Source organism: Pseudoalteromonas sp. R3 (genome assembly GCF_004014715.1).
In the GTDB taxonomy this organism is placed as follows: domain Bacteria; phylum Pseudomonadota; class Gammaproteobacteria; order Enterobacterales; family Alteromonadaceae; genus Pseudoalteromonas.
On record NZ_CP034834.1, the window covers coordinates 919,299 to 937,706 of the forward strand.

The 18,408-nt window shown below is 54.3% G+C and carries 5 protein-coding genes; all 5 read right to left on the reverse strand.

Annotated elements, in window-relative coordinates; genetic code table 11:
• Positions 1–31 precede the first annotated feature (31 nt).
• On the reverse strand, positions 32–15,346 hold the full coding sequence (locus ELR70_RS03290) for a non-ribosomal peptide synthetase (protein WP_054013682.1): 15,315 nt from the start codon (positions 15,344–15,346) through the stop codon (positions 32–34).
• A 92-nt stretch (positions 15,347–15,438) separates the two neighbouring features.
• Positions 15,439–16,212, reverse strand: a complete 774-nt coding sequence (locus ELR70_RS03295) for an SDR family oxidoreductase (protein WP_054013681.1) — start codon at positions 16,210–16,212, stop codon at positions 15,439–15,441.
• Entirely contained in the window at positions 16,202–16,969 is a 768-nt protein-coding gene (locus ELR70_RS03300) for an alpha/beta fold hydrolase (RefSeq protein WP_054013680.1), read from the reverse strand. Before ELR70_RS03300 ends, ELR70_RS03295 begins: the two co-directional genes overlap by 11 nt.
• Positions 16,966–17,682 (reverse strand): hypothetical protein, encoded by a 717-nt coding sequence (locus tag ELR70_RS03305; RefSeq protein WP_054013679.1) that lies wholly within the window; start codon positions 17,680–17,682, stop codon positions 16,966–16,968. Before ELR70_RS03305 ends, ELR70_RS03300 begins: the two co-directional genes overlap by 4 nt.
• The gene (locus ELR70_RS03310; RefSeq protein ID WP_054013678.1) at positions 17,679–18,407 is read right to left on the reverse strand and encodes an SDR family oxidoreductase; all 729 of its coding nucleotides are present in this window, start codon (positions 18,405–18,407) and stop codon (positions 17,679–17,681) included. Before ELR70_RS03310 ends, ELR70_RS03305 begins: the two co-directional genes overlap by 4 nt.
• Between the last annotated feature and the right edge of the window lies 1 nt (position 18,408).

Sequence of the window (18,408 nt, forward strand, 5' to 3'; positions counted from 1 at the left end):
TTTTTTATCTCGCGTATTGCTGATGCAGGGTTTACGTCAGTTCAGCTTCTGCCAACTGACATAGCTCATGCAGTACTTTGACATAAGCGTGTGCCAGCCCTTCAATGGTCTCCCGACGGTGAATGGCATGACTGAAAGACCAGTGGAAGCTGATCTGTCCCTGGTTCACAAAACAGTCGATCCCCAGCAAGGCAGAGCGATGGGCTTTCGGGCTGTGTAGCGGCCCGATGGCGTCATCGCTTATCACCATCTTAGGCGATGCATTGCCCTGACTGACAAACTGGCCAAGATAGTTAAACTCTATCTGTGGCTTAGGCAAGTGCTGCAGCTGCTCAGCCTGATCACTGGCATAATTCAGTACCCCGTAGCCCATCCCTTTGTTCGGCACTGCGTCCAGCTGCGACTGAATGCTTTGCAGGCCGCTCACCAGATCCGCATGCTGGTCAAGCTGCAATACCACTGGGTAGATTTTAGTAAACCAACCCAGAGTGCGGCTGATGTCGACACTGTCCACGCCGGGCAGTTCATCCCGTCCGTGACCTTCAAGGCTCACGGCAAGGTGGTCGGCGCCATGCCACTGGGCTATTACCCGATGCAAAGCAGTCAGTAACAGTGCATTGATCTGGGTTGAAAACGCCTGTGGAATGGTCCGCAATAACGTATCGGTGCGGGTTTCATCCAGCGCAACTGAGACCACTTCGGCACACGCTTCGGTGTTGTCCTGCACCGCAAAATCCTGAGGCAGGGCCGGCACTTTGTCGAAGGGCAGGCTGCGCCAGTAATTCAGCTCATCTCGGTACACACCGGCATGTTCTGCCAGGTGATGACCCCACTCAATGTACGATAAGGTCGTGGGCAGCAATGTCTCGGCTTGTGGCTCGGCACTTTCAATCAGCTGATACAGGTCCTCAAAAATGGCGCGCCAGCCCATCATATCAATCGCCAGGTGGTGCATAATAAACACCAGCTTTTGAGGTCGGTGCTGTCCACAATCGAATAATAAGACCTTGCTGATCGGCCCCAGTTGCAGATCCAGGCTGGCCTGAGCATCTCCGGCTATGAGCTGAAGCTGCTCTGCCATCAGGCTGTCGTCATGCTGGCTTAAATCATGATACTCAAGCATCAGACCTGCGTCTGTCTGGTCTATCCTTTGTTGCCATTGTCCTTCCTGACGCTCAAAGCGCAGGCGGAAGATCTCATGATGCTTGTCCAGCTGTGTGACTACCTCAGCAATAAAGTCTGGCGACTGAGGCTGTAACAAAGTGAAGGCAAAAGCCTGATTCCAGTGGTGTTGCTCGGCAAATCCTTGCTCGAAGAAACGTGCCTGAATAGGCACCAGCGGGCCAGACAGGCGGGCTTCAACCGGCGCCTGTTCACAGCCGGTGAGTGCCGTACAGCAGGCCGCCACCTGGCTCAGGGTTTGCTGTGCCAGCAGATCCTTCACCTGCAGACGCCAGCCGTCGCGTTTCAGACGAGCACCAAGCTGAATGGCAATCAGTGAATCGCCACCCAAAGAGAAGTAGTTATCGGCAAGCGAAATTTGCGTTGTTTCCAGGCTCAGTAACTCGGCCAATGCCACTACCAGTGCGTGTTCTGCGTCACTTTGCGGTGCGACGCGCTGTGCTTCACCTGTTTTTATCAGGTTGAGCTCGGGCAGCTTCTTACGGTCTACCTTAAGACTTGGCAGGCGCGGCAGCGCCGTGAGTTGCTGATATACGCCAGGTCTGTGGGTTTGCGGTAAATGGGCCTCTGCATGGGCTCTGAGTGCGCTTTGCAGATCATCGTCTGTGTCTTCGCGCGCCACCCAGTAGGCGACCAGCACTGGCTTGTTGTTTTGTGTGGCCAAGGGTTTGACTGCCACACACAGCTCTTTTACGCCAGCCAGAGTTGCCAGTTGGTTTTCAATCTCTTCTGGCTCCAGACGCACCCCGTTCAGTTTCACCTGATGGTCGCGGCGTCCTGCATAAAGGTATTCACCCTGTTGATCCCGCCAGACCAAATCACCACTGCGATAGTAGCGCTGGCCGTTCAGGGTAACAAAGGCGCGGCGGGTTAACTCGCTGTCGTTGCAGTAGCCCTGTGCCAGTTTGAGCCCGCTGAGCAGCAGTTCGCCAGTGACGCCATCGGGAACCGGATTGAGGTTGTGATCGACCACCACGGCGGCGATTGGTCCGGCCGGGTTGCCTATTTTGACTGCTTGTTCAGGGTCAAAGGTTCGCGGCGCGCGCCAAAACAGACTGTCGACACAACATTCGGTCGGGCCATACAGGTTAATTAGCTCGCTGCCGGGCAGGGCCTGATAAAATGCCGTGACGGTTGACGCCTTGAGGGCTTCACCGCCGGCTTTGACATATCTCAGGCTATCCAGGGTGGCAAACTCGGGCTGTTGCAACAAAATGTCCAGCATACTGGGGACCAGGTGCAACTGACTGATATGGTTATCTCTGAGCAGGGCTATCAGTCGGTCCGGTTCATTGTGCACGTCGGCCGGGGCCAGATACAAACTGCTGCCACAGGCCATAAAGGGCAACAAGGCATTGATTGAGGCGTCGAACACCACTGGTGTGATCAACAAACAGCTATCCTGAGGCTGCAAGTCAAATTCACTGACATGCCAGCGAATATGCTCAGCCAGCGCCTGGTGGCTGATCTCAACCCCTTTAGGCTGACCCGTTGACCCCGAAGTAAAGAGTATATAGGCCAACGCACTGGGCCCGGGTAACTCGCACGCCGGGTGAATTGTGCTGGCAAGGGCCGTAGGCGTGTCGATGTGGCATTGTGGCACGGTGAGTGCCTGGCAGCTGTCCAGTAAGGATTCCTCACAGATCAGGATTTTAGCCTTGACCTTATTGGCGATGTACTCGATACGTTCTGCCGGGAAGCCCGGGTCTGCAGGCACATAGACACCACCTGCATACCAGATGGCCAACAGTGCGCGTATTAAGTCCACCGAACGAGGCAGCGCCAGAACTACGGCATCGCCCGGACAACAACCCTGTGCAATCAGGCCGTGTGCCAGCGCTTTTGCATTGGCTTCCAGCTCAGCAAAGCTGACGTCCTGTGTACCATCGGTCAGGGCCGTTGCCTGTGCTCTGAGTGCAACCTGCTGGCTGAACTCATCCAGCAAGGTGGTGTTTTGCGCGGCGTTCACAGGTGCTGCGCAGACCAATGCCGTTTCAGACAGTTGCAGCGGCTGGTGTGCGTCTTCAACCAGTCGGTTCAGATTGGCGCACAGGCTGTCGAGCAATGTCTGGATCCCTGCACGGTTGTACCTGGCTGTTTTATAGCCCAGGTTAAGGCTGAACGTGTCGCCCGGGCAAACGCTCAGGGTCAGGCCAAAGGCGGTATTTTCTCTCGCGTGTAAATCACAGATAGCCAGACCGTCACCGCGCATCATGTCTTCGTCAACCGGGTAGTTTTCAAACACCAGTATGCTCTCGTACAGGTCGTCTTCGGCGTCAATCTGTGCCCATTTCTTGATCTCCTGAGCAGAGCTGAATTGCCAGGTCATCAGGGCGCTTTGACAGTCGCTGATCTGCTGAACCAGCTCGCTACCCGTTTGTCGAGGCTGACAGTCTACTATCATAGGCAGGGTATTGATAAACAGGCCTGTCATATCCAATATGCCGGTCATGTCGGTGGGACGGCCAGAAACCGTTACGCCAAAGACTACCTGATTACTATGGCATACAGTGCTGAGAGTCAGTGCCCAGGCAGCCTGTACCAGGTTGTTTAATGTGGTGCCTTGTTGTTCTGCATGCTCACGCAGCTTGGCAAACTGCTCATCGCTCAGCGTCTCGCTCAGCATAGCGAAATTCTGCGCTTCATCTGATGTGGATGGCGCCAGCAATAATTTACGCTGCTCAGGCAAGGCCGCTAAATAGGCTTGCCAGAACTGCTGCTGAGCTTGTTTATCTCGCCCGGCAACCAAATCAACATACTCGCGATAAGGCGTCAGAGCGCGCATTTGGGTGCCCGGCTTTAATGCCGCAGATAACTGTTGCAACAGATTAGCCTGAGACCAGCCATCGAGGATGATATGGTGATAGGTCCAGCAAAACAGGGTGCGTTGCTCGCTTAGGCGGATCAGTTGCAGACGAAATTGCCCTGGCTGTGCCAGGTTGAATTCCTGATAGCGGCTGCTCGTGAGTGCCTGATCTATTTGTTCAGCCTGTTGCACTGAGCCGGTGAGATCGAGGTGCTCTAGCGGCGGGGCCATTTGCGTATGGACCACCTGAGCGTGTTCGCCCGAAGATAAGAAGTGGAAACTGGTACGCAAAATCGGGTTGTGGTCTATCAGAGTTTGCCACGCACCTATGAAGGCTTCCTCATCCAGCGTCTCGGTAAAGGTCCAGTAAAGCTGGCAAATGTACACGCCCTTGCCCGGATCAGCCAGAGTATCAAACGCAATACCTTGCTGCACCGGCGTCAGCGGATAAACATCGGCTACGTTATTCAGTGTCAGTTGCTGCTCGGTCAGGGCCTGTGTTAGCTCACCCATGGCTTCCTGGTTGAGCCGGTTGGCAGAGAAGTCGCTCGGCCACAGGTTTACGTCATCGCTGTTTTGCGGTGTTTCTAATGCCTGCCACAGAGTATTTGCCAGTGTATTTAAAGGACCCGCCAGCAAATCCGGGTTAACGATTAAGCGGCTGTGTAGCTGTCCCTGATCGAGCCAGAAAATCACCTCCAGCAAATAAGGACGGTTATTTTCCGGTGCCGCGTTGTCACCCAGTGGCAGGTGATGTAACGGTGCACTCAACAGCGCGTCTAGCGTATCCTCAGCGCTAAAGTCACCGAGGAAATTAAAGCTTAGCCAGGCCTTTGGCAGCGCACTTAATTGCTCGCGCAGGGCTGAATCAAAACTCAAGTAGCGCGCCAGATTGTAGCTTAACCCTTGCTCGGGCACGGCGCGGAGCTGTTCTTTGATACAGCCAACCAGATCCGTTTGCTGTGCTTTGCCCTGAAGCAGAACCGGATAAATGCTGGTAAACCAACCTGCTGTGGCCGAAACATCCAGCTGTTCGTCATAACTGTGGCGGCCATGGCTTTCTAAGTCCAGAACCAGCGCATCTGTTTTCAACAACCCGGTCAGTGACTGATACAGCCGGGCAATCAGGTACTCCTCCAGCGTACACCGCATGCGCTGACATGCTTTATGCAGTGCCTGAGTTGCTGCGCTGCTCAGGGTGTGTTTCACGGTGGTGGCATCACCATACAGGTTCTCTTCATAGTCGCTTTGCAAGGCCTTATCGACCCCGCTGAGTTGCCATTTGGGTGACAACCAGTAGGTGTTGATCTCACTGATGACTTCCGGCTTTTGAGCCTGCTCGACCAGGTGCTCTGCCCACTGCCGGTAACCGGATTGTGGCGCGGTTAGTTTGGCGTCAGGGTTTGCCAGTACATCGGCCAGATCTTTCATCAGCAGACGCCAGGAAACACCGTCAATTAATAAGTGGTGACATGCCACCAACAGGTATTGCTGCGGTTGTTCATTGTGCGTTGCGCAGATGCGGGCAAAGACCAGGTTGCAACCTTGCCAGGGGTCGACCATTTGATGCACCTGATTGGCAAATTCATGCAATACCTGAGTCCGGGTTTCTTCATCCTGCCAGTGTAGTTCAGCGTCAATCACCTGATAGAGCGGCGCGTGGCTTTGCTGCTTGTCATACAGCCACTGCATGTGCTGACCCTGTTGCTCACTAAATCGGGTATGGAACAGGTCGTATACCTCAGCCAGTCTGGCCACCGCGGCATTCAACTCGCTTTGCCCGATACTCAAATCCAGCGCAAAGATGGCACTTTGGTCCCAGCCTGCGGGGGTGGCAAATTGCTGAGCAAAAAACCACTGCTGGATTGGCGTCAGCGGCACCTGTCCGTAATTTTGTACCGCCTGGTTGTGGCGGGTGACCAGTTGATCGCTTAATGGCGCCAGAGCCGCCAGCGTTGGGTTGCTCATAAATTGTTTGGCAGTGAGTTTAATGCCCTGTTTGGCAGCAGCGGCAACCACTTCCAGCGCTGAGATGGAATCACCACCGAGTGTGAAAAAGTTGTCTGTGTCACTAAAATCGTTGCGTTTTAGCACTCTGGCCCAGATAGTTCTCAGCGGACTGAGGGCATCAGGTACTGCTTTGCTATGATGTACGGATATGGCATTTGGTGCCGGACGCGCCAGTTTGTCCTGCAACTGTTGTAGCAGGGCTTTTTTGTCGGCTTTGCCGTTACTGGTGAGCGGAAAGTCATTCACCGCATGCAAATACGCTGGGATCATATAAGCAGGTAAGCGGCCCTGTACCTTAGCCTTGAAAGCCGCTTCGTCTATATTGGCATCGGCGGTAGCTGCCATTTTCAGGCAGGCAACAATGCAGGGGTCGCCTGCATCTCGTTGCCATACCATAGCTTCACAGGCTTCGACCTGTGGCAAAGCGGAAAACGCCGCCTCAATCTCACCCAGCTCGATACGAAAACCGCGGATCTTCACCTGATTGTCTTTGCGTCCGCGATAGACCAGCTCGCCACTGGGGTGCCATTTGGCAACGTCGCCACTACGGTAAAGGCGTTGTTCGCGCCCATCCAGCTGTTTTGTCACAAAGCGCTCCGCGTTAAGTTCTGGCCGGTGTAAATAGCCCAGCGTAACGCCGTCACCACCAACAAACATTTCACCATATACCCCCAGCGGTTGCGGTTCACCTTGTTCGTTCAGTACCCAGATAGACAGGTCATCGAATTGACGACCGATCACATTACCCACGCCTGAGGTTAAGTCTGCGGCTGTGATCTCCCGATAGGTGTTATGAACTGTGGTTTCTGTGATGCCATACATATTGATCAGGCGGTGCTGTCGCTCGGGATAGCGCTCAAACCACGGTTGCAGCTGCATGATATCTAGTTTTTCACCGGCAAAAATCACATAGCGAAGTGCGTCATATCGGAACTGATTATGACTCAGGTGCGCGCGCATCAGCGCCAGGAACGCCGTGGGTGTCTGGCTTAATATAGTGACCTGCTGATCGTGAATAAAGCGGTCAAACTGCTCTGGTGCACGACACACCCATTGTGGCACCAGGGCAATGCGGCCGCCATATAACAGCGCTCCCCACATTTCCCAGACCGATACATCAAATCCGTAGGAGTGGAACAGGCTGAACACATCCTGCTCGCTGAAGTGATAGTTTTGTTCATTGGACTTGAGCAGACGTACCACGTTCCTATGATTGACCATCACGCCTTTGGGGCGTCCGGTTGAGCCAGAAGTAAATATGACATAACAGGGTAGTTCGGGGTCACGCCGCGCCAGTATCTCTGCCCGGTCATAGTCAGTGGCTTCGCCTTTTTGCAGCTCACTCAGTGCCAGCCAGGGCGCACCACTGGCGGCGACTATCTCGCTGGGTGTCTGATCGACAATAAAGGCGGCAACACTGACGTCCTCTAGTATGGTAGCGATCCTGTCTTGCGGTACATGGGTATCGAGCGGGATATAGGCCGCGCCCAGCTTGAGCACCGCGATGATGGAGGCGATTAAATCCAGTGAGCGCTCGACGTTAATGGCAACAAAGTCTCCGGCAGCAATATTCAATGCCAGTAAAGACGCAGACACTTGCTCAGCACGCAGGTTGAGTTCGCGATAGCTCAATGCTTCGCCCTCATAATTGACGGCAATGCGGTCACCAAAACGCGCTGCTGTTTGTTCAAAAGCAGTCGCCAAGTCGGTCACCGGGTATTGGGTTTGCGCCGCACTGAACCGGGCAATCTGCGCCTGCTCCTGGGGCGCCACCACAGATACCTCGGCCAGTGCGCTATGCTCCAGCAGCTGAGTCATGACGCCTTGCAGGTTGGCGCCAAAGCGCGCTATGGTGCCGCGCTCAAAGCGTTGCGTGTTGTATTCAATGGCCAGCCCCAGTCCCTGGTCATCTTCAACCAGGGTAAAGGTGGCGTCAAATTTAGCGCTATGCATGTCCAGCGGTAACGCCCTGAACACGCTGCCATGTTGCTCGGTATTGGCTTCAATACCATGCATCTGGCTGTCGAATACCACTCGTACTAAGGGGGTTTCGCCCTCGACACGTTCGACGCCCAGTGCATCGACAATACGGTCAAAGGGGGCGTGCTGGTATTGTATGGCAGATGTAAAGCGCTGACTGATCTGTGCCAGCAGTTGCGCGGTGTTGTCTGCCTCATCCAGGTCGACTACGAAGGGCAACATGTTGACAAAAAAACCTATCTGCGACTGGCTTTGTGGTACCTGACGGTTTGCGAACGGTGTGCCAATAATGACTTTGTCACTGTTGTTGTAGCGCCCCAGTAACAAGGCCATGGCAGCCAGGCCGAACTGGTAAGGCGTAGTGCTGTATTGCTTACAGCAGGTGTTGATTGCCTCACTGAGCTTGCTATCTAAGCTCAGTCGGAAGATTTCTCCCTGATTGAGATTCTCGCCGCTCTCTTCATAGTCGTAGGGCAATACAGAGTGCTTTGGCTCGCTGCCGATTAAAGTTTGCCAGTATGAAACGGCGTCATTCACCGCGCTTTGGTTGCTGTCATGGCGCTCCCAGTAGGCAAGATCTTTCACCTGCAAAGGTAAAGTGGCTAACGTCGCCTGGGTCGCCCGACAATGGCTTTCATATAGCTCAGCCAGCTCCTGTTGTAGTATCCGTACTGACCAGCCGTCAGCAATAACATGGTGAAAGTTAAATAACAGTATCTGACGTTCTTCGGCGCAATTTAGCAGGGTAACCCGAAACAGCGGAAGCTGGCTCAGATCAAACGGTGTCCGTGCCAGGTGACGCAGTGTCAGAGTGAGCTCATCGTCACTGTGTGTTCGGCAATCCTGCTCTTCAATGGCGACTGTAAAGGGGCTTAACACCTGCTGCACCGGCCGACCTGCCAGGCGTTTAAACACGGTACGCAGGCTACAGTGACGCACGACCAAATCGCTCAATGCGGCGCTGAAGGCGGTTTTATCGAAGCTGCCGTGGATTTCTAAAGCAAAGGGGATGTTATAGCCCGGATCCTGGCTTTGTAGTTGGTTGATAACCCATAATCTTTCCTGCGCATAACTGAGAGGATAGCAGTCTTGCGGATCAAAATGGACTGACAGCGCCTGGCTGCTTTGCTGAGTGGCCTCTGAGGCAATAGCGGTTAAAAAGTCACCCAGTTTAGGGTTGGCAAATAAGGTTGCAACCGGGATCGAAAGTTCGAGTGCCTGATTAATTTGATGCAATAAACGCATAGCCAGGATGGACTGACCGCCGAGTGCAAAGAAGTCGCTATTGCGGTCGGCCTGTGGCACGCCCAGTAGCTGCTGCCAGTGAGAGACCACGATGTTTTCCCAGTCATCAAACGGACGCTCGTCAAGCAGAACAGAATCGTCGCTTGCCTTTATTTGCGGCTCAGTCAGCGCCCGATAGTCGAGCTTACCATTGGCGGTCATCGGCAGCTCTGAAAGGCATTCGTATACCCCGGGCTGCGCATAGGCCGGGAGTTCACCTGCCAGCTCTGCGGTGACCTGTGACAGGTCAATGTCAGTGTTGGGTTCGGCGACCAGATAAGCCGCCAGATACAATTCGCCCTGACGGTCATTAAACGCGCGTACCGCAGCGTTGGCTACGTTCGGGCAATTACGCAAACAGGCCTCAACTTCTGCCGGCTCGACCCGAAACCCTCGGATCTTGAGCTGATTGTCCAGTCTGCCGCCAAATTCCAGATTGCCGTCTGGCAGGTAACGCACCCGGTCGCCACTGGCGTACAAACGTTCAGTGCCGACTTCTGGCAGCGTCAGTTCAGTAAACTTCTCGGCATTGAGTTGTACACTGTCGAGGTACCCTGAGGTTAGTCCCATACCGGCAATATACAGCTGGCCCCAGCTGCCGTCAGCCACGACCTGTAATTGCTCATCCAGTACGTACAAGCGCGTATTATTCAGCGCCTTACCCAGAGGTGCATGTGCGGTGTGATAACGGGTTGCCGTAAAGTCGCCATGATTGGCCGGGCAATAGCTGCTGACATAGAAGGTTGATTCCGTGGGTCCGTAGCCATTCACAATCTGTAGTGGTTGATGACAGGCATCCAGCACTGCGTGCATCAGTTTGAGGTCACCAGCCTGGCCTCCGGTGAGCAGGGTTTGCAGACCGTCAAATACCTCTGGGCATTGACGTGCTAATTCATGGAACAAGGCCGTCGTCAGGAACATATGGCTGATCCCGCGTGCACTGATGTACTGGCGCAGCGTATCCGGCGCCATTGCCGCCTCGCGTGGCACCACGGTCAGTTCACCACCGTGTAGCCAGGCACCCCAGAGTTCAAACAGGGCGGCATCAAAGGAGATATTCGCTATTTGTGAGATCACCGACTGACAGCTCAGGTCGGTATAGTTGTTGTTACAAACCGTACGCAGTATGGCGCCATGAGAGACAGGCACTGCTTTTGGCAAACCGGTTGACCCTGAGGTGAATAATACACACAGCGGATCCGTTAAGGTGCGGTCACACTCTGGCAAAGTAACGTCTTTGGGTGTTGGGGTTTCATTTAAATTCAGGCACGGACAGGGAAGTTCAGCATCCAGTACCTCCTTTACATCACTCAGTAACACTTTTGCGTCACTGGCCTTTAGCAGGTGTTTGATGCGTGACAGAGGATAATCCACAGAAACGGGCACATACACGGCACCCAAGCGTACTGTGGCCAAAATTGCGATAAGCCCCTGGCTGCCTTGCTGATAGCACAGCGCGACTTTATCGCCTGCGATGATGCCCCGCTGGTGCAACTGCTGTGCTATCTGCTCTGTTTGCTGCTGTAGTGAGTCATAATCCAGGCTTTGCTTGTCGCAGCTTAAGGCGGTGCGCTCACCGTGAAGCTGCACCTGCTCACGAAAGTAACTATAAACATTCCTGGTCTTTGGCAGCGCCAATTCAGTGTTATTGCGCTCGCACAGGATCTCGGTGCGCTTTTGCTCAGATACGCAGTTTAGTTTGCCTACGCGCTTGCTGCTGTCCTTCACCAGATCTTCGCACAGAGTGAGCCAGTTATCGATAAAGTCGTCGGCATAGACTGAGTCCATCGCTTTAAGTGCGTACTCAAAGCACAGCTCAACCCGGTCATTGCTGGCCAGTACATTCATAGTCAGCGGGAATTTTGCTTGCTGTGCATCCACGGCAAACGGTGCCATATCGAGTCCGGGCAACTGAATGTCAGGCTGAGCCTGCACCCAGGAAAACAATACCTGCACCAGGTCGCGTTTAGCGCCGGTCGCTGCGCCTTCGCTGCTTTGCAGGATATGATGATAGGGCAGTTCGGCGTGCTCCAGTACACTCAGACAGTGCTCTTTTACCTGCCCGGCCAGCGCTGTGAAGCTTTGCTGCGGGTCAACTTCGGCCAGCAGCGGCAAGGTATTAATGAAAAAACCAAGCGTATATTGTTGTGCTTCTTTGCGCTCCGACGCAGGCAGGCCAATGACAAACCGTGACTGGCGGCTGTAATGCCATAAAAGCACCTGAAAACTGGCCAGATACAGCATGTTTTCAGACACCTGTAAGCGCACAGCCAGTTGTTTCATAGCCGTGCTCAGCGGGGTTGGAATTTCACGGCGCACTGTGCCAGCCTTATCGCCCGCATCTATCACTCCCGCGACGGGAAACGCCAGTGCCTGTGCTTCATTTAAGTAGTCGTGCCAGAAGGTTTGCTGTCTTGCACAGGCCGGACTTTGCAGCCATGCGTGCTGCATTCTGGCATAGTCGCTGTAACGACCTGCCTGCGGCCAGTGGGTTGTTTGCAGATCAGATTGCTGCCACAGCTCGGTGAGTTCGCGTAAAAATAAGGCGCCAGAGCTGGCATCTGCAACAATATGGTGAAACACCAGCGCCAGCACATGATCCTCGTTGCCCAACTCAATGAGCGCACAGCGTAATAGTGGTGGCTGAGACAGATCGAAGCAGGTCGTCAGTAATTGCGACTGATACACATCAGCAGCAGCTTTCAGTCTTTGGGTCTCATCATCGTACTCAGTTACGCACAAATGCTCGACTTGCAGTTTTGGTGGAGTAACCAGATGGGTGGTTAGCTCACCTTCTTCTATGCGAAAAGCGGTATGCAAGATCTCATGACGAGCTGCAACCTGGTTCAGACAGGCGGTGAGTTTCTCGCTGTCCAGTGTGCCCTGAATGCGTAATGCAATGGGAATATTATAGCGGGCGTGTGCGCCCTCGTGTTGCTCGACAAACCATAAGCGCTCGGCACTGAGTGACGGCCGGGCAAAGCGCTGAGCGTCAGTGGTGGGTGCGGACCAGCTGCTGGATTCCGGCTGGCCGGGTTGTGCCAGTAGCAGCGTGGTTTGCTGAGCTATGCTGGTGGCCTGATAAAAGTCTTTAATGCCGGCCACACTATTGAGTGCCTGACAAGCCTGACGATGCGCCTGGCTCAGTTGCAGCGAGTCAACTCCGAGTTCAAACAGATTGGTATCAAGTGCGACGGGGTGACCCAGCAGCGCCTGCCAGATTGCCTGTATGGTGTGCTCTTGCTCGCTTCCTGCTCTGTCGGCAATCTGTGGCTGAGACACCTCAGCCTGTACGGATTCGCTCAGGCGTTGCTTATCAATTTTGCCGCTGACATTGAGTGGTAATACTTCTCGCTCGCTCCAGCGGGTTGGCACCATGTAATAGGGGAGTCGCTTAGCCAGATAAGATTGCAGTGTTTGTGCGCTTATTTCACAATCGGGCTCGGCCACATAACAGGCATGCAGGTAAGTTTTCCCGGACTGTTGCAGCGCCAGAATACACGACTGCCTGACCTGAGGATGGAGCGTGAGATGCTGGGCGATTTCCTCGGGCTCAATGCGAAAACCGCGTACTTTAACCTGCTGATCAATACGACCGGCAATTTCCAGTTCACCGTTGGGCAGCAAGCGAGCTTTGTCACCCGTTCTGTAGTAGCGCAGGGTGGGCTCATCCGGATGTTCAATAAAAGCGTTGGCTGTGGCTTCGGGCTGACCAATATACCCCAGTGCCAGGCCCGCTGCGCTGACACACAGCTCGCCCCAGCACATGTCGGGTACTTGTCTGCCCAAAGGCGTGAGGATCTGCACCTGCATCCCCGCGATGGGCTTACCAATATTATTGCTGTGTAACGCTTCGGGCTTTGCCAGCTGCGCCGAGGTGATGACTTTGGCCGACACGCATACGGTACATTCAGTCGGGCCGTAGGCATTCACAAATCTCAGATGCTGAGGCCACAGTTGGAGCAGTTTTTTCGGACAGGCTTCACCTGCACTGACCAAGGTTTTCAGTTGTGGAACCTGGCAGGGCTGTAACAGCTGGATCAGGCTCGGCGGCAAAGTCACTGAAGTGATAGCCAGATCGTTGAGCAGTCCTAACAGCGTCTGATGAGAGAAGGTGTCGGCTTGTTTAGCCATGACCAGGGTCGCACCGGCGGCCAGCGTTACCACGATTTCCGAAATAGCGGCATCAAAGGACAAAGAAGCAAACTGTAACACCCTGTCGTCAGGGGAGACGTTGAATAACGTTTGCTGGGCGCGGGCCAGCGGCATCAGTCCTGCATGGCTGACCAGTACGCCTTTGGGTTTACCTGAGGTGCCCGAAGTGAAGATCACATAGGCAGCAGCTGTGGCATCGAGTTCCTCTATTGATGTGGTCAGCGCCTGTTGCGGTGCGCTCAGTTGTGCGGGCAGCAAAGTGCGACAAGGTACATCTACACTGGTTTCCTGACTGAGTAGCAACAAGGTCAACCCAGGCTGATCCAGGCATGCCAGCAGTCGTTCTTTCGGCCAGGCGATGTCGCAATGTAAAGACACGGCCTCCAGGCGCCACAGGGCTAAAATCGTGACCAGGCTGTCGAGAGATTTATCGAGACAGACGGCAACCCGCATGCCCTTGCAGACACCTTGTTCGCTGAGCTGGGCGGCGCGCCGTTCCAGTGCCTGCATCAATTCAGTGTAGCTCAGTGCAGTGTGCTCATCTTCAACTGCGCATAACGTCCCTTGCTGCTGTGTCAGCTGGTGGAGGTGTTGCAAAATATGCGTGTGTGGCTGTTCGGGTAAAGAGACAAACCCCCTGTCAGATGTTAAAAGGTTCGCAATGGCTTGCGGCTGGGTTGGAGTCAGTGTTGTCAGGGCGCAGCTAAACAATTTGGCCAGATGGGCCAGCTCCTGCTGATCGAAATAATTCGCCCGGCCAATCAGTTTAGTGTGCAGTGCATCATTCACTTCAAACAAAGTCAGTTCCAAATCAACCTGAGCGATGGCACTGTCTTGCGCGTCACTCAAACACAGCCCGTGACATTGCGCCTGGCCGTTTGCGAGGCTTAACGGGGTGGATTGTACGCCCGATAATAATCCCATCAGACCCGTGCGAAAGCCACGGATCTTGAGCTGTGGCAGGTAGTTACAGATCACATTATGTTTGTGCCCTTGCGGATCGGCCGCCGGTGAGCGCAATGCGGTCATGGTCTGTTGCTCAAGCTTTCCCAGCAACTCCTGAATACTGAGGCTGTCGATGGCGGTGATACTGACAGGTTGCAGGTCGACAAAATGGCCCAGATGATAGCGGTTTTTACGGCTGCGCCTGGCTACCGGAATACTGATAGTCAGATCTGTCTGACCGCTGTGGCGATATAAGGCCAGGAACCAGCATGCCAGTAATACGGAGAAGCGGCTTACCCCATATTCGCCGGCCAACTCAGCCAGTCGTGTGTACTCATCGTTGAGGGTGTCGAACTCACCTAATCCGCTGAACTTATTGTGTGTCTGTTGCAGTCCGGTATCGTTAAAGTCCAGGGCGTGATCAGGCTGGTACAGGGGCTCATCATCGGTGCTTTGTTCACTGACCGAGGTATAATCAAGCGGCTCTGAGGTCGCATCTTTGTGTTCCAACATGGATTCTAAAGACGCGAGGAAGTCATTCACCAATACCTGCAAAGACCATTGATCACAGATCACATGATGAAGCTTAAACAGCACCAGATATCCCGCTTCACAAGCCTTGATCCGACAGTCGTACAGTTTGCCCTCCAGGCTGATGGCGCTAGCTACTTGCGCCCGGCACCAGCCTCGCAGGTCTTCGCTTAACTCGGGATCGTAGGTGAATAGTTCACCAGGCTCATGAGCGTCTGTGCAGGTAACCAGGTTGTCGCTGCCTGCTTGCCAGCGACAATTGAGAATCGGATGGCGCAATAACAGCTGGCGTCCGGCCTCCTGCAATTGTTGACTCGTCAGGCCCTTAACCAAAAAGCCCGTGTATACGTTATACACTGGGCTTAGCGGATGCAGCTGTTGATCTTGGAGTAAATGAACTTGTCTAGGTGAGAGCTCGATAACCAGGTTGGTTTGTTGATTACGCGTATTCACTGGGACTTCCTGTTATTTTATTCGTTATTTTAAACACTGCAAAGGCGCGCCCGGGACAACCCCGGGGCCGGATAAAGCTTGGGTAACACTGCTCAGGCACGACAGCTGAAGCCGCCGTCTACATATAAGGTACTGCCTGTGCTCCAACGGTTTTGCTGTAATAAGTACAGCACAGCATCGCTGATATCCCCGGGTTGGCCAAAGCCGAGCGGGTGTTTGTTCTCGATTGCACTGATGGCCTCTGCGGCGACTTCGGCATAGCCGTTATTGAGCGGGGTTTTGATCATTCCGGCGGCGATACAATTGACCAGCACTTGATCTTTTGCCAGTTCCAGTGCGGCACTACGACATAGCGCAGCCATCGCAGCTTTACTTGCGGCGTAGCCAGACACGGCTGGCTCAGCCTGAGACTGGCTCACAGAAGACAGCAACACCACAGAGGTCGGCGCACCTGCTGCGCGTACTTTTTTACGAGTAAATGCTTTTAGCAACGCCAGGGCACCGCCGGTATTGATACGAAACATGCGCTCAAAGTCGGCGTAGCAGGTGGACCGCAACGGCGTCATCTGATGCACGCCGGCGCATTGCACTGCACCCTGAAAAGGACCATGGGCTATGGCGTTGGCAATGATGTGCTCGGTCAGGCTATCTGGTTCGTTAAGATCGACCTGCGCGACCTGGTGTTCCCCGGGTAAGGTGCCGAGGATCTGTTCCAGTAGTGCCAGATTACGCCCCAATAACAGCAGGCTGTAGCCGTTGTTGCTCAACCGCTGACAAATATCCTGGCCCAGCTCTGAGCTGGCACCACAGACAACAACCCGGGGTGGGGTGACTGCCTGATTGTCGTTACCTTGCTTAAACTCCATGATTAACTCCTTGCAAAGTGTCTTGATTAAGGCGCTGGCCCGTTTGTGCAAAAACCGCGGAAATATCGTGGTTGATTTGCGTACATACCTCGGCGCTGTGTTCTTCAAGGTAAAAGTGCCGCCCCGCATATTGGTGGCTGCACAGGGGAAAGTGAGAAAAGTCCTGCCAGGGATGCAGCTCTGATGTGTTAACAATTTCATCGTCAGTGGCACTGAAGACACTGAGGGCACAAGTGAGCGGTCTGGGCTTGCACAGAGGTGCACATTCGGCGAGATAAAAGTCGTCGCGTACCTGTGCCAGCAGACGTTGCCTGACTTCAGGGTGCGTGAGTCTCTTGGCTGGGAACTGTTGCAAACGCTGCAGCTGCTCGGCCAGTGGTTCATCCGCCAGTGTGTGGACCTGGGTTCTACTGGGCAGTGAGGGTGCCCGGCAAGCGGACACACCCAGCCACAGTGGCAAAGGCTGGCCCGACTTTTGAAGTGCCAGAGCCAGCTCAAAAGCGACTCTGGCTCCCAGACTGTGTCCGAAAAAAGCAAACGGAGTCTGGCATTGGCCTATCTCACTAAGCAACTGCGCTGTAAGTTCTGACCAGTCACGACAGCCTGCCATTGCCAGTTTGTCGCCACGACCGGGCAAGTCAGGACAAATCACCTGCCAGTGCGTGGGCAGTAACTGCGACCAGGCACGAAAATAGCGCCCCGAACCACCGGCATGGTGAAAGCAAAACAAGGTGAACGGTTTCACAACATCGCTCATAGCTTAATATCCATAGCCGGACGCAGCGCCAGAGTCTGGCCATTTTGCCAGCCCGGATCACTGGCCTGACGCCAGATCTCGGCCAGCACTTGCTCGCGCAGCATGACCGCAGGTTTAGCACCGTATACTGAATTGCGCATGGCCCGCTTTAGTGCCTTGCGTTCGGTGTCATCACTGGCGCACAGCGGCAATGCCAGGCTATTTACCCGCACAGGGTAGCCACACCATTCTTTGGCCAGGCTTTTTTGTAATGCATCTATGCCATAGCAGGTGATGCTGTCGTGGCCGTGCAGGCAACCTTGTTCCTGAACATAAGCATAGGCGTCCGACAGTAACGGGTAACACAGACTGCCTTCAAATTCGCGCAATACACCACAACAATATTTGGCGGTGAGAAACGCCGCTTCGATGTGCGCCTGGCTGACCGTTGGATCGGCCGCTGCAGCGCTATCTGCAACGCCGCCGATGGCATGCAGCACAACCAGACCGGTGTCAGTGTCTTTGCTTTGTGCGCTGAGTTGTTGAAACAGCACCGCGTCTGGTTCATCGGCTTGTGCCAGCGCGTCTATTGGCAGGGTTGCTAAAGCCGGAAAGTGCGCGACTATCTCAGCTGTTGGCGCGAGCAATAGTGGTGACTCGCCCTGAGCTTGCAAATAGTCGAGCAGTGCCCGGTCCCAGTCGCTGTGAGCAAACGCGTAGATGACTCTGCTCATAGTAAAAACCCTCCGTCCAGTTTGATCACCTGACCGTTGCAGTATCCTGCTCGTGGGGTGGCAAGAAACAGCACCCAATTTGCCACTTCAGACACTTGCCCGACCCGGCCAAGCGATGTATGTGCAAGCACGGGTCTGGCTTTGTTTTGTGGCATGACATCAGCCATTTCTGTGGCAATCAGTGCAGGCGCCAGTGCATTGCAATAAATGCCTGACTCACCATAACGTCGCGCCAGCATGCGGGTCATGCCAATCACGGCCCCCTTGGAGGCCGCATAGTTGGCCTGGCCTTCTCGTCCTGATACACCGCTGAGCGATACCAGATTGACGATCCGTCCCTGACCTGCGTGCTGCATATGAGGTAGCACGGCCTGGCACAGGGTAAAAGTGCCGATAAAATTCACCCGCATCACGGCGTTAAAGTCGTCCCGGCTCATGGTCTGTAACAGGTTGTCCCGGGTTATCCCGGCATTATTGACCAGCACATCAATACGCTGATGCTGGGCAATAATCCTGGCTACTGTTTCCTCGACGAATTCAGGGTCGTCCACTGAGCCGCTGAACTGAGCGTAGTTTGGCTGCGCTAATTCCTCAGCCACATCTTTACTACGACACAGCCCGAAGACCTTGGCACCCTGTGCCAGAAAAGCCTGCGCCAGTCCCAGCCCTATTCCGCGGGACGTGCCGGTGATAAGGACCACCTTATCTTGTAATTGCAGATCCATA